At 60.0% G+C, this 18,457-nt stretch carries 13 protein-coding genes; 6 read left to right on the top strand and 7 right to left on the bottom strand.

What is annotated here, in order from left to right; translation table 11 throughout:
* The first annotated feature begins 19 nt into the window (after positions 1-19).
* The gene (locus tag AGR7B_RS18040; RefSeq protein ID WP_078052059.1) at positions 20-709 is read left to right on the top strand and encodes a response regulator transcription factor; all 690 of its coding nucleotides are present in this window, start codon (positions 20-22) and stop codon (positions 707-709) included.
* A gap of 30 nt (positions 710-739) precedes the next feature.
* Here AGR7B_RS18040 and AGR7B_RS18035 read toward each other — a convergent pair whose 3' ends face one another.
* Complete coding sequence (locus tag AGR7B_RS18035) at positions 740-1,792, bottom strand: threonine aldolase family protein (RefSeq protein WP_080857488.1); 1,053 nt, start codon at positions 1,790-1,792, stop codon at positions 740-742.
* Positions 1,793-2,164: 372 nt separating this feature from the next.
* Here AGR7B_RS18035 and gltB point away from each other — a divergent pair, with 372 nt between their 5' ends.
* Both gltB and AGR7B_RS18025 read left to right on the top strand, forming a co-directional pair.
* Positions 2,165-6,910, top strand: a complete 4,746-nt coding sequence (gltB, locus tag AGR7B_RS18030) for a glutamate synthase large subunit (protein ID WP_065656529.1) — start codon at positions 2,165-2,167, stop codon at positions 6,908-6,910.
* Positions 6,911-7,090: 180 nt separating this feature from the next.
* A complete protein-coding gene (locus AGR7B_RS18025) occupies positions 7,091-8,545 on the top strand; it encodes a glutamate synthase subunit beta (protein WP_065656528.1) in 1,455 nt (484 codons plus the stop codon).
* A 73-nt stretch (positions 8,546-8,618) separates the two neighbouring features.
* Here the strand turns inward: AGR7B_RS18025 and AGR7B_RS18020 are convergent, their stop codons facing one another.
* The 4 genes from AGR7B_RS18020 to AGR7B_RS18005 form a co-directional block, all read right to left on the bottom strand.
* A complete protein-coding gene (locus AGR7B_RS18020; protein WP_080857487.1) occupies positions 8,619-9,974 on the bottom strand; it encodes a sensor histidine kinase in 1,356 nt (451 codons plus the stop codon).
* Entirely contained in the window at positions 9,971-10,645 is a 675-nt protein-coding gene (locus AGR7B_RS18015; protein WP_078052056.1) for a response regulator transcription factor, read from the bottom strand. Before AGR7B_RS18015 ends, AGR7B_RS18020 begins: the two co-directional genes overlap by 4 nt.
* Before the next feature lie 247 nt (positions 10,646-10,892).
* Complete coding sequence (locus tag AGR7B_RS18010; RefSeq protein ID WP_065656525.1) at positions 10,893-12,128, bottom strand: SGNH/GDSL hydrolase family protein; 1,236 nt, start codon at positions 12,126-12,128, stop codon at positions 10,893-10,895.
* A 63-nt stretch (positions 12,129-12,191) separates the two neighbouring features.
* Complete coding sequence (locus AGR7B_RS18005) at positions 12,192-13,415, bottom strand: lytic murein transglycosylase (protein ID WP_003519550.1); 1,224 nt, start codon at positions 13,413-13,415, stop codon at positions 12,192-12,194.
* Between the two features lie 195 nt (positions 13,416-13,610).
* Here AGR7B_RS18005 and galU point away from each other — a divergent pair, with 195 nt between their 5' ends.
* Positions 13,611-14,498, top strand: a complete 888-nt coding sequence (gene galU / locus AGR7B_RS18000; protein WP_065656524.1) for a UTP--glucose-1-phosphate uridylyltransferase GalU — start codon at positions 13,611-13,613, stop codon at positions 14,496-14,498.
* Positions 14,499-14,557: 59 nt separating this feature from the next.
* On the opposite strand, the gene uppP is transcribed toward galU, so the two are convergent.
* Positions 14,558-16,063 (bottom strand): polysaccharide biosynthesis protein UppP, encoded by a 1,506-nt coding sequence (uppP, locus tag AGR7B_RS17995; RefSeq protein ID WP_080857486.1) that lies wholly within the window; start codon positions 16,061-16,063, stop codon positions 14,558-14,560.
* 421 nt (positions 16,064-16,484) lie between these two features.
* On the opposite strand from uppP, the gene AGR7B_RS17990 reads away from it, so the two are divergent.
* Positions 16,485-16,850: a PAS domain-containing protein gene (locus AGR7B_RS17990; protein WP_065656522.1), complete on the top strand. Its 366-nt coding sequence runs from the start codon at positions 16,485-16,487 to the stop codon at positions 16,848-16,850.
* A 112-nt stretch (positions 16,851-16,962) separates the two neighbouring features.
* Entirely contained in the window at positions 16,963-17,958 is a 996-nt protein-coding gene (locus tag AGR7B_RS17985; RefSeq protein ID WP_003519544.1) for a KpsF/GutQ family sugar-phosphate isomerase, read from the top strand.
* 34 nt (positions 17,959-17,992) lie between these two features.
* Here the strand turns inward: AGR7B_RS17985 and AGR7B_RS17980 are convergent, their stop codons facing one another.
* The gene (locus AGR7B_RS17980) at positions 17,993-18,457 is read right to left on the bottom strand and encodes an NfeD family protein (RefSeq protein ID WP_080858160.1); all 465 of its coding nucleotides are present in this window, start codon (positions 18,455-18,457) and stop codon (positions 17,993-17,995) included.

Below are 18,457 nucleotides of genomic sequence, written 5' to 3'. Positions count from 1 at the left end.
CCGCTGAGGGAGATCGAGAATGACCAATTCCGCCGTTCGTATTCTGATCGTCGACGACGAACCGCCGATCCGCAAGCTTTTGCGCGTAGGGCTGTCGACCCAGGAATATGCGGTGAGCGAGGCGATGAATGCGAAGGTCGCCATGCAGCTGGTCAGTGAGGACAAGCCCGATCTCGTCGTTCTCGATCTCGGCCTGCCGGATATGTCGGGTCATGATCTTCTGGCGAAATGGCGCGGCGAAGGGCTGGCGCTGCCGGTCATCATTCTCTCCAGCCGCACGGATGAGGCGGGTATCGTCAGGGCGCTGGAACTGGGGGCGGATGACTATATCACCAAGCCTTTCGGCATGAACGAACTCGTCGCCCGCATCCGCGTCGCCCTGCGCCATCGTCTGCAAAGCCAGGGGGAGAGGCCGGTGTTCCAGACCGGCGATCTTTCCGTCGATCTGGTCCGGCGCATCGTCAAGGTGGAGGACCGGGAAGTGAAGCTCTCGCCCAAGGAGTATGACATTCTGCGGGTTCTGGTGCAGCATGCCGGCAAGGTGCTGACGCACCGTTTTCTGCTGGAGCATGTATGGGACGAACTGACCGATGTGCAATATTTGCGGGTCTATGTGCGCCAGCTTCGCCAGAAGATCGAAAAAATCCCGGATCAGCCGCGCTATATTCTGACGGAAACCGGGGTCGGTTACCGGCTGCAGGAGGTATGAGGGCGCCGAAAGGCGACGCCCTCCGATAGTTTAAACGGCAGCGCAGATCGACAGGAATTCGTCGACATCGGCCTCGGTTGTCGCAAAGCTGGTGACCATACGGATCAGCACTTCGTCCTTGCCGACCTTTTCCGGCATGTCGCGCGGCTCCAGCCAGTCATAGAACTTCGCACCCTTTGCCGTGGCGGCTTCTGCGGCAGCCTTCGGCAGAATGGCGAAAACTTCATTGGCCTGGGTCGGCCAAGCGAGGCGGGCGCTGTTCAGCGAGCCGAAGCCGGCGCGCAGCCGGTTGGCCATGGCATTGGCATGGCTTGCGAGACCGAGCCACAGGTCGTCCTGCAAATAGGCTTCGAATTGCGCGGCGATGAAACGCGATTTCGAGAAAAGTTGAGCGGTGCGCTTGCGCAGGAAGGAGAAATCCCGGGCGAGCGAAGGATCGAAAAACACGATTGCTTCCGCACACCAGCAGCCATTTTTCGTGCCGCCGAAAGACAGCACGTCGACGCCGCGTTTCCAGGTCATTTCGGCGGGCGTGGTGCCGAGGGCGGCCAGCGCATTGGCAAAGCGCGCGCCGTCCATATGCAGCGGCAGGCCGTTGTCTTTTGCGATTTTGGCGATGGCGTCGATTTCATCGAGTGTGTAGACCGTACCGGCCTCGGTCGCCTGCGTCATGGTGATGGCTGCGGCCCGGCCGTGATGCACGGCATCCTGCGGATAACGCGCAATGCGTTCGATGAGGTTCTCCGGCAACATCTTGCCGTTCGGTCCCTCGACCGCGACCATGCGCATGCCGGAAAAGAAATCCGGCGCGCCGCATTCGTCCTCGATCACATGCGCTTCAGAATGACAGAAGGTCAGGCCGCCGGCACGGGCGATGCTAGCCAGCGAAAGCGAATTGGCAGCCGTGCCGGTGGCGACGAAAAACACCGCGACCTCGCGCTCGAAAATCTCGTTGAAGCGCTTTTCGATGGAGAGATCGAGTTCGCTGGTGCCGTAGGCGGCGGCAAAGCGCGTGGATTCCCGCGAAAGCCGTTCGTTGACGGCAGGGTGGGCGCCGGCCCAATTGTCTGAAGCAAAAAACATCTCTGAAGGCTTTCCGATGGCTGGGGTTCTGGTTTGGGAATGCGTGGCGCGATGAACGGCAAAGTTCTATGGCCTAAGATTGCGATTGGCAAATCCGGCAATGAAAGCAATGGCTCTGCGGGTGTTGCGATAAGAAAGTTTCGCGCAATAGGTCAGTATCGAAACTTCGCTGCAAAAAGGGGCTTTCACTAATTGGATTCGCACCCTTGCTAAATTCGCCTGTTTCTGCCAAAATCCTCGTGAATTGAGACAGCTTTGCTGTCCTAAATTTGGTGGAGCCGGATTGAATGCGGATTTTGCGGGAAGCGAAAATTCGCGTCGAGCCGGATCTTCGCATGAAACCATGCAAGTAATTTTGCAGGAGGGACAAAAATGACGAACAAGCCGCAGGCGGAAATCGCCGCCGCCACCCTGACCACAGACTGTCCCACCGCGGCTGCGGCCGCACCCGTTTCTGCGAAAGCGCGTTTCGCGGGCGGTTTGCCGGAAAGGCAGGGTCTTTACGATCCGGCCAATGAACATGATGCCTGCGGCGTCGGCTTCGTTGCCCATATGAAGGGCGCCAAGTCGCACCAGATCGTCAAGGACGGCCTGTTCATTCTCGAGAACCTGACGCATCGCGGCGCCGTCGGCGCCGATCCGCTGATGGGCGATGGCGCGGGCATTCTCGTGCAAATCCCCGACCGCTTCTTCCGCGAGGAAATGGCCGCGCAGGGCGTTACCCTGCCGAAGGCCGGCGAATATGCCGTCGGCCACATCTTTATGCCGCGCGATCCTTCCCGCATCGAGCATTACAAGAAGGTCATCGTCGACGTCATCGGCGAAGAGGGGCAGCAGTTCCTCGGCTTCCGCGATGTGCCGGTCGACAATTCCTCGCTCTCCAAGGCGCCGGATATCGCAGCGACCGAACCGCACCACGTGCAGGTCTTCATCGGCGCCGGCCGCGATGCCGCGAGCAATGCCGATTTCGAGCGCAAGCTGTTCCTGATCCGCAAGGTACTGTCCAACCGCATCTATGACGAGGGCGGCGGCAAGGAAACGCAGGATTTCTATCCCGTTTCCCTCTCCTCCTCGACCATCGTTTACAAGGGCATGTTCCTCGCCTATCAGGTGGGTGCCTATTACAAGGATCTGGCCGATCCGCGCTTCGAATCCGCCGTCGCCCTCGTGCATCAGCGTTTTTCGACCAACACTTTCCCGTCCTGGAAGCTGGCGCACCCCTACCGCATGGTCGCCCATAACGGCGAAATCAATACGCTGCGCGGCAACGTCAACTGGATGGCGGCGCGTCAGGCGTCGGTTTCCTCGGTGCTGTTCGGCGACGATATCTCCAAGCTCTGGCCGATCTCCTATGAAGGCCAGTCGGACACGGCCTGCTTCGACAACGCGCTCGAATTCCTCGTGCGCGGCGGCTACTCCATGGCCCATGCCGTGATGATGCTGATCCCGGAGGCCTGGGCCGGCAACCAGTCCATGTCTGCTGAACGCAAGGCGTTCTACGAATATCACGCAGCGCTGATGGAGCCGTGGGACGGCCCGGCCGCCGTCGCCTTCACCGATGGCAAGCAGATCGGCGCAACGCTCGACCGCAACGGCCTGCGCCCCGCGCGTTACCTCGTCACCGATGACGACCGTATCATCATGGCGTCGGAAGCAGGCACGCTGCCGGTGCCGGAAGAGCGCATAGTCAAGAAGTGGCGCTTGCAGCCCGGCAAGATGCTGCTCATTGATATGGAAAAGGGCTCCATCGTTTCCGATGAGGAAGTCAAGCACGAGCTTGCCGCCAAGCACCCCTATCGCACCTGGCTCGACCGCACGCAGCTCATCCTCGAAGAGCTGAAGCCGGTTGAACCGCGCGCGCTGCGCCGCGACGTGTCGCTGCTCGACCGTCAGCAGGCCTTCGGCTACACCAGCGAAGATACCAAGCTCCTGATGTCGCCGATGGCGACGACCGGTCAGGAAGCCATTGGTTCCATGGGCACCGATACGCCGATTTCGGCCATGTCGGAAAAGTCGAAGCTGCTCTACACCTATTTCAAGCAGAACTTCGCGCAGGTGACCAACCCGCCGATCGATCCGATCCGCGAAGAGCTTGTCATGAGCCTCGTGTCCTTCATCGGTCCGCGCCCGAACATTCTTGACCATGAAGGTGCGGCTCGTGCCAAGCGTCTGGAAGTGCGCCAGCCGATTCTGACCAATGGCGATCTGGAAAAAATCCGCTCCATCGGCCACACGGAAGACCGTTTCGACACCAAGACGCTCGACTTCACCTATGATGTGGAGCGCGGTGCCGAAGGCATGCCTGAAATGCTCGACCGCCTGTGCGAGCGTGCGGAATCGGCCGTTCGCGGCGGTTACAACATCATCGTTCTTTCCGACCGCCAGCTCGGCCCGGACCGTATCGCGATCCCCGCCCTTCTGGCGACGGCCGCCGTGCACCATCACCTGATCCGCAAGGGTCTGCGCACCTCGGTCGGCCTCGTCGTGGAAACCGGTGAACCGCGCGAAATCCACCATTTCTGTCTGTTGGCCGGTTATGGTGCCGAGGCGATCAACCCCTATCTCGCCTTCGACACGCTGCTCGACATGCACAAGCACGGCGCCTTCCCGAAGGAAGTCTCCGACGATGAAGTGGTCTATCGCTACATCAAGGCGGTGGGTAAGGGCATCCTCAAGGTCATGTCCAAGATGGGCATTTCCACCTACCAGTCCTATTGCGGCGCGCAGATTTTCGACGCCATCGGCCTTTCCTCGGAATTCGTTGAGAAATATTTCTTCGGCACCGCCACCTCCATCGAAGGTGTCGGCCTGACGGAGATTGCCGAAGAAACCGTGGCACGCCACACGGCGGCCTTTGGCAAGGACCCGATCCTCGCCAACACGCTCGATATTGGCGGCGAATACGCCTATCGCATGCGCGGCGAAAGCCATGCCTGGACGCCGGATGCCGTCGCCTCGCTGCAGCACGCCGTGCGTGGCAACAGCCAGGATCGCTACCGCGAATTCGCCGGCATGGTTAATGAGACGGCGCTGCGCATGAACACCATTCGCGGCCTGTTCAAGGTCAAGTCGGCGGAAGCGCTCGGCCGCAAGCCGGTTTCCATCGATGAGGTCGAGCCGGCGGCTGATATCGTCAAGCGGTTCTCCACTGGCGCCATGTCCTTCGGCTCGATCAGCCGTGAGGCGCATACCACGCTCGCGATTGCCATGAACCGCATCGGCGGCAAGTCCAACACGGGTGAGGGCGGCGAAGAATCCGACCGTTACATGCCGCTGTTGAACGGTAAGCCGAACCCGGAACGCTCCGCCATCAAGCAGATCGCTTCCGGACGCTTCGGTGTGACGACCGAATATCTTGTCAATGCCGATATGCTGCAGATCAAGGTGGCGCAGGGTGCCAAGCCCGGCGAAGGCGGCCAGCTGCCCGGCCATAAGGTGGATGCGACCGTTGCCAAAACCCGGCATTCGACGCCGGGCGTCGGCCTCATCTCGCCGCCGCCGCATCATGATATCTACTCCATCGAAGATCTGGCGCAGCTGATCTACGACCTGAAGAACGTCAACCCGGAAGCCGATGTTTCGGTGAAGCTGGTGTCTGAAGTGGGCGTCGGCACGGTTGCGGCCGGTGTCGCCAAGGCGCGCGCCGACCATATCACCGTCGCCGGTTTCGATGGCGGCACGGGCGCTTCGCCGCTCACCTCGCTGAAGCACGCCGGTTCCCCATGGGAAATCGGTCTTGCCGAAACCCAGCAGACGCTGGTGCTGAACGGTCTTCGCTCGCGCGTTGCCCTGCAGGTGGATGGCGGTCTGAAGACCGGCCGCGACGTCATCATCGGCGCGCTGCTCGGTGCGGATGAATTCGGCTTTGCCACCGCGCCGCTGATTGCGGCCGGTTGCATCATGATGCGCAAGTGCCATCTCAACACCTGCCCTGTCGGCGTTGCCACGCAGGACCCGGTTCTGCGCAAGCGCTTCAAGGGCACGCCGGAACACGTCATCAACTACTTCTTCTTCGTGGCCGAAGAAGTGCGCGAAATCCTCGCTTCGCTTGGCGTTACCAGGCTGGACGAGATCATCGGCGCTTCCGAGCTGCTGGAGAAGGATGAGATGCTGGCGCATTGGAAGGCCAAGGGGCTGGATTTCAGCCGCATCTTCCACAAGGTCGAGGCTCCGAAGGAAGCAACCTTCTGGACCGAGCGCCAGAAGCATCCGATCGATGACATTCTCGACCGCAAGCTGATCGAGAAGTCCCTGCCGTCGCTCGAAAACCGCGAGCCCGTGGTCTTCGAAGTGCCGATCAAGAACGTCGACCGTTCCGCCGGCGCCATGCTGTCGGGTGCGCTTGCCAAGCGCTGGGGTCACAAGGGTCTGAAAGACGACACGATCCACGTCACCCTCAAGGGTACGGCGGGCCAGTCATTCGGCGCTTTCCTCGCCCGTGGCATCACCTTCGATCTGGTGGGTGACGGCAACGACTATGTCGGCAAGGGCCTTTCGGGTGGCCGCATCATCGTGCGCCCGCCGGAAAACACCCGCATCGTCGCGGAAAACTCGATCATCGTCGGTAATACCGTTCTTTACGGCGCGATCACCGGCGAGTGCTATTTCCGTGGCGTGGCCGGCGAGCGTTTCGCGGTGCGTAACTCCGGCGCGGTCGCGGTTGTCGAAGGTGTCGGCGACCACGGTTGCGAATACATGACCGGCGGCATCGTCGTCGTTCTCGGTGAAACGGGCCGTAACTTCGCGGCCGGCATGTCCGGCGGCGTGGCTTATGTTCTCGACGAGAAGGGTGATTTCGCCACCCGCTGCAACATGGCCATGGTCGAGCTGGAGCCGGTTCCGGAAGAGGACGACATGCTGGAGAAGCTGCACCATCACGGCGGCGACCTCATGCACAAGGGACGTGTGGACGTTTCCGAGGACATGACGCGCCACGATGAGGAGCGCCTCTACCAGCTGATCTCGAACCACTTCCATTACACGAACTCGTCGCGCGCCAAGGATATACTCGACCGCTGGAGCGAGTTCCGTCCAAAATTCCGCAAGGTCATGCCGGTCGAATACCGCCGTGCGCTTGAGGAAATGGAGCGCATGCGCATGGGCGTGGCGGCGGAGTAATCCGCCGCGTGAGAATTACACCAACTGGTCTCGCTGATGATCGCGGTCGCCGTTCCCACGGCGATCATTTGGACGAGCGGCGAGACCGGATTTGAGTTCATCGTGCTGGGGGCGGCTTTTGGTTTCGCTTACTGGTACTGGGGCCCGACAGGCGCTCCGCTTTGATGTGAGGACATAAACGTGGGCAAGGTTACAGGTTTTCTGGAGATCGACCGGCAGGTGGGCAAGTATCAGCCCGCATCGGATCGTATCCGCCATTTCCGCGAATTCACCATTCCGATGTCGGATGCCGAGGTGCAGAAGCAGGCGGCGCGCTGCATGGATTGCGGCATTCCCTACTGTCACGGCCCGACCGGCTGTCCCGTGCACAACCAGATCCCCGACTGGAACGATCTGGTCTATAACAACAATTGGGAAGAGGCGATCCGCAACCTCCACTCCACCAACAACTTCCCGGAATTTACCGGTCGCGTCTGTCCCGCGCCTTGTGAGGAGGCTTGCACGCTGAACCTCGAGGATGCGCCGGTCGCCATCAAGACCGTCGAGCAGGCGATTGCCGACAAGGCCTATGAGTTGGGCTTCATCGTGCCGAAGCCTGCGACGATCCACACCGGCAAGAAGGTGGCCATCATCGGTTCCGGTCCTTCGGGCATGGCGGCTGCGCAGCAGCTCGGCCGCGCCGGCCACGAGGTCCATGTCTATGAGCGCGAATCCAAGCCCGGCGGCCTGTTGCGTTACGGCATCCCGGACTTCAAGATGGAGAAGAACTTCATCGACCGCCGTGTCGAGCAGATCAAGGGTGAAGGCGTCACCTTCCATTGCGGCGTCAATGTCGGCGTCGATGTGACGGTTGAGGCGCTTCTGGCCGACCACGATGCTGTGCTTTATTGCGGCGGTTCGGAAACCCCGCGCCCGGCCGGTATCGGTGGCGCTGATCTGCATGGCGTCTACGATGCCATGCCCTATCTCGTGCAGCAGAACCGCCGCGTCGGTCGCGAAAATATCGACAGCGTCGGCTGGCCGGCCGATCCGATTCTTGCCGGCGGCAAGCATGTCGTCGTTGTCGGCGGCGGCGATACCGCATCCGACTGCGTCGGTACGGCTTTCCGTCAGGGTGCGGTGAAGGTCACGCAGCTCGACATCCGCCCGATGCCGCCGGAAAAGGAAGACAAGCTGGCCGTCTGGCCCTTCTGGGCGACCAAGATGCGCACCTCGTCCTCGCAGGCCGAAGGCGCCATCCGCGAGTTCCAGGTGGCGACGCTCGAATTCGTCGGCGAAGACGGCGTGTTGACCGGCGTGAAGTGCTGTCAGGTGGATGACCGCCGCAAGCCGATTGCCGGCACGGAATTCATCATCAAGGCCGATCTCGCCTTCATCGCCATCGGCTTTTCCGGTCCCTTCACGGACAGCGTGCTGAAGGAAATGGAAGGCAAGCTGACGCTCAACACCGACCGTCGCGGCTCCACCAACGTGATCGCCAACGAAACGGACTACAAAACCTCGGTCGACAAGCTGTGGGCGGCGGGCGACGTACGCCGTGGCCAATCACTGGTGGTCTGGGCGATCCGCGAAGGCCGCCAGGCGGCGCGCGCGATCGATGAAGCGCTGATGGGTGCGACCGTTCTGCCGCGCTGAACTGGCGAAATCGATAAGAAGCGGAAGGGCCTGTTGCGTGCGCGACAGGCCTTTTTGTTAGACTGCGGCGTCGTCAGCAATAGGGAAGAGCGATGCGGAAGCAGGCGCCGCCGGTGGAGGAATCGCTGATGGTGATCTCGCCGCCGTGATAACGGACGATCTCCTGCACGAGATTGAGCCCAAGCCCGGTGCCGCGATCCTTCGGCCTCAGCCGGTGAAACGCATCAAAGACGAGTTCTCGTTCCGCCTCGGGAATACCATTTCCTTCATCGGCTATCTCGATCACCCGGTTTGAGGCCACTCTTATGGTGATGGTTCCGCGATTGCCGCCATGTTCAATGGCGTTCTGTACGATGTTCATTAAAGCGCGCTGCAGCGAGGCATCATCGGCAAGGGCAAGGATCGGTTCCTCTTCCGGCTCGAAGGACAGATTATATCCCTGTGAGATCGCAAGCGGCGCCATATCGGCGACGACGGACCTGCACAGGCCGACGATATCAAGCGGAACCAGCGGTGCTTTCTGCCCGCCAAGGCGCTGCAAATCTAGCAATTGTTCGGCCAGCACGGCGATACGGCTGGCATCCGCCAATATTCTGCTGCGGGCCGGGCCGTCCAGCAGCGTTTCAACGCGGGTCTGGAGAATGGCGACGGGGGTTCGCAATTCATGGGCGGCATCGAGAATGAAGCGCTTGTGCCGTTCGTAGCCATCGTCCAGCCGCTTCAACGCGCCGTTGACGGCATGCACGAGCGGCTGCACCTCCCGTGGAATATCGCCATCCGGCAATCGGTATCCGCGCCTGTCGATATCGATGGTTTCCGCCGCGCGGGCAATGGTGGAAAGGGCGCGGAATTCCCTGCGGATGATCCAGGGGATGGTCACGACCGTCACGATGGACATGAGAATGAGGACAGGCATGATCAATATGTTCGAGAACAAAAAAACGGGGAAGGTCATGCTGAACGGTCCGCCTTTGCCGATCATGACGAATTCTCCGGCCGGCCCCGAAGCGCGGCGAACAATGGCGATGCGCACCACGGCGAGGTAGGAATAGGACAGCGCCGCGTCGCGCACATCGGAGACCCTGATGTCGCTCAGCTGCTGATCCATGTTGCTGAATGCCTCGGGCACCTGCCCGCCCTGCACGATCTCCCCTTTTTCGCTGACCGCGACGAACCAGAAATCGGAGGTATTGCTGCGCAGGTTGATGAATTCGGGCGTTTCTTGGAGAACCAGCCGATTGTCCTCATTCCGTATGATCGCGTTGGCGGTTATCTGGGCCGCATCCGGGCTGAGCAGCGCGCTGCCTGCGCCGCCGCTCGACATATAGGTGACAATCGCGGCGGTGACGAAGAACAGGCTGCCGATCTGGAACAGCAGCAGTTGAATGGTGAGCCGGCGCTTGAGCGATTTTCTTCTGGCCAGCTTCACGAGGTTGCCCTCAGCAGGTAACCGACGCCGCGAATGCCGTGGACCTCAAGGCCCGCATCCGCGGCCGCCAATTTGCGGCGCAGGCGGGAGATATGGGAATCGAGTGCATTGGACTGGATCTCATCGTCGAAATTATAAACGGCTTCCTCCAGCAATGAGCGCAGCACCGTTCTGCCCTGTCGCCGCAACAGGGCCTCGAGGATCAGCAGTTCGCGTCTGGTCAGCGGAAGAAATTCGCCCTTGATACGCACTTCGCGGGTTTCGAAGCAAAATTCCAGCCTGCCCAGTTTTGCCGTCATCGTCACGGTGCCCGCCGGCCGGCGCATCAGGGCGCGAATGCGTGCAAGCAGTTCCTCGACGGCAAATGGCTTGGCCAGATAATCGTCCGCACCGAGGTTCAGGCCATTCACCCGATCCACAAGCGCGCCCTGCGCGGTGAGCACGATGACGGGCGGGGTGACGGGCAGGAGCCGCAAGTCTTCGATAAGCTGGATGCCGTCACCATCGGGCAATTGCCGGTCGAGCACGACAAGGTCGTGGACGCCGTCCATGATGGCGTGACGGGCAAGATCGAGCGTGCCGACCGTATCCACGATAATATCGAACCGGTGGAGCGCGGCGGACAGGGCTGCTGCCATTTCGCGTTCGTCTTCAACAAGCAGCAGGCGCATGAATTCATCTCGGTATTGTCCGGCGTACCGTCCGGAAAGGGGCGCGGCGAAAGGCAAAAAACGACGGCGCCGCTGACGCTACAAACAAGCGAGGCGTCGCCGTCAAATGGATGTCGCCATGCAAAAAGGGGACCGGGGATGGTGGATGGCCAACCCCGCATTCCTGCAAAGCTGTACCTATCCTGTCATGCGCGGATTGCCTAAACATTACGCCCGCTGCGGGGCGGTCAGGCAGCTGCGAAAGCGTCTATTGTTTTGCCTGTGTGGTATCGGGCGCCACACGATAGTCATCGATGCGGCCTGCCGGTGCATCGGCCATTTCGCCCCGCTTGGTCAACCTCTCGCGTGGCGATTCCACCACGGATACGCGTGTCGTTCCGGCGGTCAAAGGAGCATCGCCCAGCAGCTTGTCGCCGCCATCGAGATTGGGGTCGGTGAGACTGATAGGCTGGGTGCGTACCTGCCCGGCATCGATGCCGAGCGCGGGCAGGGAGGTGAGCGCCGGCAGATTGCTGCCGTCCAGTTTCACGAGGTCCGGCCCGGCGCTATCGAGGTGCCGGCGCACGAATTTTTCGACGTAAAATGCAAGCTTACGTTTGCCGGCCTGGGTCATGCCGATGCCATCAGCCTCGCGCAGGCGCGCCTGCTGGCCGTTCATGTCGTAGCCGGTGATGACGAATTTTCCCGCCTCATCGACGAAACCGTCCCAGACGTCCACGAATTCGCCACCATATTTCTCGACATGGCTGCGATAAAGCCGGTTGAAACCGACGAGATCGGCCGAAAGCGACGGCGACTGGAAGGCGGGCAGGCCAACCCACAAGAGCGGCACCTTTGGGCGTCCGGCAAGGGCCAGAAGCTCGTCGATCCGCCGCTCATATTCCTTGAACCAGACCTCCGTGCCGAATTTTTCCCTGATATCGCCGATCTGCATCTGCTGGCGATCGTTCGATCCCATCATGATGACGATGGTGGCTGGTTTGGTCTCGCTGATGAATTGCGGCAGGTTGGTGAACCAGTCGTAGTAATCGGTACGGACGAGGCCGGAAGAACCATTGGCACGCACATCGACGGCGATTGCAGGCGAACTGGCGAAGGCATTGACCAGTTCTTCACCCATGCCGCCGGCGAGAAAATCGCCGATGACCAGAACGCGCCGCGCATTTTCAAGCTTGGCGGCTGGCTCCGGCTTTGCGGTTCGCATCTGCACCACCGAGGGCGCTTTTCTGGCGGGTTGCGGGCGGGTGACCGATCTTTCGCGCGGAGCAGACGGAAAGTCGCGACGGTTGCGGGGCTGGTATTCGCGCCCGGATCCGCCATCGCGGCCCACCGGTCTGCCGAAGAGCATTTCAAACAGGGTGCGCCGTTGCTCCTGCGCGAAGCTTTCGAAAGGAACGAGCGGCACAGTAAGGACAGCGCAAAGAAGGACGGCGCAGAAACGCCAGCCGGTTCTTCCGTTCTTCGCCGCAGGTTTCCTACTCATGACATCAACCTCTCCGGATGCATCGGCGGCGCTCACGCCGCCGCCGATGCATCCGGCACATTATCAATTGCGCAGGGCTCTCAGCAACCGCTGCGACGGCTGGCCGTCGGTTTCCATACCCATGCGCGACTGGATGGCGCTGATGGCGGCTTTCGACCCGGAGCCGAAGTTTCCATCCACCTCGCCGTCATAATAGCCGAGTTCCTTCATGCGGGTCTGCAGCTCGAATTTTTCACGAATGTCCAGCGTCCCATCGGGGCGTGGCCATTTCTGCTGCATGCCGCCATAACCGGCGATCTCATCCGCAAGCAGGCCGACGGCGAGCGCATAGCTGTCGGAGGCGTTGTATTTCTTGATGGTGAAGAAGTTTTTCATCATCAGGAAGCCGGGGCCGTTTGCCCCGCCCTGCAATTTCAGCATGGCGCGATCAGAACCGCGCGTGAAGTTCTTGCCGTTCGGGCGGGCAAAGCCGAGCTTCGTCCATTCCGCAATGGTCTTCGTTTGCCCTTCGTAACGGGCGCCGCCACGCGGAACGGCGGTTTCATAACCCCAGGTCCGGCCAGGCTCCCAGCCGTTTTTGGAAAGAAGATTGGCGGCAGTTGCCAGCGCGTCCGGAACGGAGTGCCAGATGTCGCGCTTGCCGTTGCCATCCGCATCCACCGCATAAAGCAGGTAGCTGGTGGGAATGAACTGGGTGTGACCCATCGCGCCCGCCCAGGAGCCTGTCAGCTGTTTCGGCGTGACATCGCCCGCCTGGAGAATCTTCAGAGCGGCGATCAATTGCGTGCGCGCGAATTTGGCGCGTTTGGGATCGGAATAGGCGAGCGTTGCCAGCGCCTGCGGGATGTTGTGCAGACGTTCGGGTTTTTCGAGAACCGCGCCGTAATTCGATTCCATCGACCAGATGGCGAGAATGATGTGCTTGTCGACGTTGAAGTTACGCTCGATCCAGTTGAGGGTCGTTGCGTGCTTCATCTTCATCTCGCGGCCGATCCGCACCGTGTACGGATTGACGCGGGAATCGAGATAATCCCAGATCTGCGTGGTGAATTCCGGCTGGAAGGTGGCCTTGCGCAGCGCGTCGGGATCCGGCTCGCTGACACCGGCAAAGGCCTTCTGATAGGTCGCCTTGCTAATGCCTTCTTTCGCGGCTGTTGCATAGAACTGGTTGATCCACTGACGGAATCCCTGATCGGCGCGGGCCGAAACGGGCGCCAGCGAGATTGCCAGGCCTGCAACCACCATGCAGCCGAATTTGCGGACATCTGAAAGGATCATCTTTGTCATCGTCTGTCTTTCGTTCTCTCGAATGTCATTTCGATTGCGAAAACGCATCGGGCGTCATCATGGATAACAAAAGAACGTCAACAAATTCTTTACCATTAATAGATGGTAGCGTCACCCTTTACAAAACGTTGTTATTTTTGAAATAACAACAGCGTGCGGGGATTGTGATCAAGTTTTATCTCTCAGGAGGGATATGTGGTAGAACAGAAGAAAATTCGGAAGGCCGTATTTCCGGTCGCAGGTCTCGGCACGCGTTTCCTGCCCGCAACCAAGGCGGTTCCGAAAGAAATGCTCACCGTCGTCGACAAGCCGGTCATTCAATACGTTGTCGATGAGGCGGCGGAAGCGGGCATCGAGCATTTTGTATTTGTCACCGGCCGCGGCAAGGCGGTGATTGAAGATTATTTTGATATTCAATTTGAACTTGAACAGATGCTGCGCGAGCGCAACAAGAATGCCGAGCTGACATTGCTGGCCGGCCTTCTGCCCAAGGCGGGTACTGCGAGCTTCACGCGCCAGCAGGTGCCGCTCGGTCTTGGCCATGCGGTCTGGTGCGCCCGTGATATTGTCGGTGACGAGCCTTTCGCCGTGCTCTTGCCCGATATGATCATGCATTCGCAGAAAAGCTGCCTCAAGGGCATGGTCGAACTTTACGACCAGACCCAGGGCAACGTCATCGCGGTGCAGGAATGCGCTCCCGACCAGACGCATAAATACGGTATCGTCGGCGTGGGTGATGCCGTGGGTGAAGGTTTCAAGATCACTGAAATGGTCGAAAAGCCTGCCAAGGGTACGGCGCCGTCGAATTTCTATATCAACGGCCGTTATATTCTTCAGCCCGAGATTTTTGACATTCTCGAAAATCAGGAGCGTGGCGCCGGCAACGAAATCCAGCTGACGGACGGCATGCTGACGCTTGCCAAGTCGCAGCAGTTCTCCGGATATCATTTCCGTGGACAGACCTTCGATTGCGGCGCCAAGGATGGTTTCATTCTTGCCAACGTCGCCTTCGCGCTGGAGCGTGGCGATATTCGCCCGGCGATCGAAGAGCCGATCAAGGCCCTGATCAACGGGCTGAAGTAATTCACCAGAACAACAACGGAATCCCGGCCTCAGCGCCGGGATTTCTTTTTGGCCGAAGCCTATCGCTTAAGGACAAGTCCTGCGCCGACGCGCAGCTCGCTGCTGTCATAAACCGGTGTCCACTGATAGCTGACGTCCGCCGTCAGGTCGAGATAACGGTTCAGCCCCCAGGTCAAGCCGGCACCCGCGGTATATTCAACGGCATTTTGCATGTCGGAAGAGGGGAATGTGCGATGCACGATCTGTCCCGTCAGGCGGGCAACGAGGTTGCTGCGCAATTCGTGGGTCAGGCCGGCATCCAGCCGATAGGAAATCCAGCCACCCTGCGGTCCGCCGGCAAAGTCCTCTATCGTCGTGCGCAGCCCGAGATTGACATTGGTGCCCCGCTGGGGTGACCAGTTGAGTTCGCCATCCAGCGTCAATGCGCCGATCGAGGCGAGGCGATCGTCGTCATATTGCTTGCGCAGATAGCCGATGGCGGCCTCGCCACGTGTCTTCTCGCCAAGATCGACTTCCGCGCCGACCTTCGCCCCATAGGCATTGGAGGAGCGGGCATAGCCCGAATTGTCGAGACGCCTGTCATATTTGGTCGTCCCGGCATTCAGTTCGAGGAAGGGGATGAGCGCTGGCGACAATTCATAACCGATGCGTCCGCGCAGGTTCGCGCCGTTCTGGTCGCGGTCACTGAGGCTGATCGGCCGGCCGTCGACGCCTTTCGCATCCGTATAGACCGTGCGCGAGAGATCGAGCGCCGCCAGGCCGCGCAGCTTGCCGAAATCCCGCTCTATCGATGCGCTGGTGGTGAAGCGGTGTTCGCCGCCCTGCACGGCAGCGCCGGTGAGAGCATTAGGGTCCGTCGTGTCTTCGCGGCTGAATTCGTAACCGGCCTTGAGATTGGCCGTCGTTTCTTCGCCGAGATCAAGGCGCAGATCGGCCTCTACCCTTGCCCGGGGTTCTTCGCCGTCCTTGTCGCTGCCGAAGTTCCTCTCCCAGGCGCCGTCGCCGGTTACCGTTAAAGCGTGACGGGACCAGTCGCTGGTGAGCGTACCGCGTATGCCTGTCGTCAGATAATTGCGTCTGGAAGGGCCGCCAGTATTCGTCTGCTTTTCCGTATTGATCGTCTGGCTGATCGAGGGCCGCAGCAGGAATGTGCCGAGCCGGATGCCGGGCGTCTGGCCGGGTTCGGTGGCTGTCCGTGGATTTTCGCCACCGTCCACCGTCGGCTCATAGGGGTTTTCGCCTTCAGCATAGGGTTGGCCCGCTTCGTCCTGCTGTTCGTAAATCGGATCGCCGGGATTGTTGGACGGACGCCAGAGTTGCGGTGCCGGCGTGGGTGTAGCTGTGGCCGGGACAGCGCCAGTCCCAGTGCTCAACCCATTGTCCGTCGCCGGTGTGGCGGAAGCTGCTCCGTCGACGGCAGAAGCGCTGCCCGGCAAGACGGGTATGGCTGTCGTTGCAGTCTGCGCGAAGGTGCTTCCCTGTGGGTAAAAAATCGTGCAGGCGAGCAGCAGGGTTGCTGCTTTCCGCGACGTCGGCAGACGTGTGGCGGTGCCCTTCACGCTCATTCCTTTTCACCCGGCGAGTTTGGCCGATGCCGGATCGAAGGGCCAACAAGACATCTCCTCAGGCCCGATGAGTGACAGGCCGATGAAATGACGTGAAGAAACCAGGGACCAGACAGGCGACGCAAGTTTTAACATCGCTTTAACAATAGGTTTTTTATGGTTAACAGTTGATAAAGATCGCCGGGATTTCAGTGTTATGGCAGGCGAGGGAAAAGCAGAGACACCCCATCGCTCAATCGGGCGGCTCGATTTCACTCACCTCGGTTACTGGAGAAGAATAGTCATAAATGCAAAAAAATTCTAATATGAGAAGATTAAAACGTTTCAATTTGGCACGGAATTGCCCTATAGTTTACAGCGGCTGATCGTATATTGCGCAGCAAGTGGTATTGAATTTTATTTTGTGTGACAGCGCCGTTTCATGAATCCCGTTTTGAACGCCAAGCAGGTCGGTTTTTATTGTTGGGATATTACCAATGACCGTTTCTACCTAGATGAAGTATGTGCTGAACTCTTCGGGATTCCGCTTCGGGAAGCGATGCAGGGCATCAGCATTTTTCAGATGCTTGAAAAAGTGGACCTCGATCATCGAAACCATGTGATCGAAACGGCGTTGACCACGCTCAAGGCCGCGAGTTTTTATAATCAGGAATATGCCGTGCGCCGCAGCGACGGCTCGGTCTCATGGGTAAGGACGCTCGGGCGATATCTGGTCGACGAGGAAAACATCCCTTTCAAGCGGCTTGGAACGATGGAGGAGATTTCTCCGCCGGACCGGCGTCATTGATGACATGTCGTTGGACTGAAACCGTCGAACATTTTCGGACGACATCGACTAAAACCCCGCGCCGACGGGCTGGAGAGTGGACTTATTCCGGCTGAAAGAGTAACAGTCGGCCATGATTACGCGCGCCGTCAAACTGGTCGAAGACAATGCCATCGAATCCGCCGTGCGGACGATTTCGATGGAGCGGGCTGGCCTTGCCGCCCTTGAGGATGCTCTGAGGAACGGTCTTTCAGACCCCTTCTGCAAGGCTATCGAGACCATCGGCCAGTCGAATGGCCGTCTCATCATTACCGGGGTCGGTAAAAGCGGCCATATAGGCGCGAAGCTTGCCGCCACCTTCGCCTCTACCGGGACGCCTGCCTTTTTTGTGCATGCGGCGGAGGCCAATCACGGCGATCTGGGCATGATCGGCGGCGATGATGTGGTGCTGGCCATTTCCAAGGGCGGCGAAAGCGCCGAACTGCGCAGCATCATCAACTATTCGCGCCGTTTCTCCATTCCGTTGATAGCGCTCACCTGCTCGGAAAATTCATCGCTGGCACAGGCTTCCGATATCGTGCTGCTGGTTCCCAATGAGCAGGAAGCCTGCCCGCTCGGCCTTGCGCCGACGACCTCAACGTTGATGCAGCTTGCGCTGGGCGATGCCCTTGCCGTTGCGCTGCTGGAGGCGCGCAATTTCACCGCGGGCGATTTCAAGGTGTTTCATCCCGGCGGCAAGCTGGGGGCGAGCCTGACGCTGGTCAGCGATATCATGCATACCGGTGATCGTGTGCCGCTGGTCAACAAGGGAACGGCCATGCCGGAAGCGGTCGGGGTTCTCTCCCGCAAGCATTTCGGCTGCGTCGGCATTCTGGACGAGGATGGCCGCCTTTGCGGCATCGTCACCGAAGGCGATATGGCGCGCAACTTGTCGCGCAACCTCGCCGAAATGACGGTCGATGACATCATGACCCGCACGCCGAAGACCGTCAAAAAATCGGTGCTGGCGACCAGCGCGCTGGCGACGCTGGAAAAATTCCACATTGGCGCGCTGATTGTCATCGATGACGACAACCGTCCTATCGGGCTGGTGCATTTCCACGATCTCTTGAGAATTGGCGTGGCTTGAAGCCAGCGCCGATCCTGAAAAAGCTGGTCTGAATCTATCGGTCTAACGGCTCGATTGTAAGCGTGCGTCCGCGTGCGGAAGCAATTCTCACACGGGTGCCGGCCGGCAGGTCTTCGCCGTTGACGGGCCACCAGATATCGTCCAGCCTGATCCGGCCACGCCCTTCGACAATCGGCTCCTGAAGGGTCGCGGTGCGGCCGACAAGGCTTGCCTCACGCTGGTTGAGGAAGGGCTCGTCGCTTGCCGCCCGGTTCCTGCCGAAATATTTCCGGCCGAGCAGGGCGAAGACGACGGAAAGCGCGGCAAACAGCACCAGCTGCAATTGCCAGGCCCAGAATGCCGCATCCCATAAAAGCAGCGAGACCGCGCCGATGACCAGCGCGGCGAGGCCGATCCAGATCAGGAATACGCCGGGAGCGATGAGTTCGGCGGCCAGAAGCACGAAGGCGACAATCCACCAGCTCCATGGTCCCAGCTCAGTGGCAAGCCGTTGCAACAT

Origin of the sequence: Agrobacterium deltaense RV3 (genome assembly GCF_900013505.1) — a bacterium.
In the GTDB taxonomy this organism is placed as follows: domain Bacteria; phylum Pseudomonadota; class Alphaproteobacteria; order Rhizobiales; family Rhizobiaceae; genus Agrobacterium; species Agrobacterium leguminum.
This window is presented reverse-complemented; position numbering and strand designations above follow the sequence as displayed.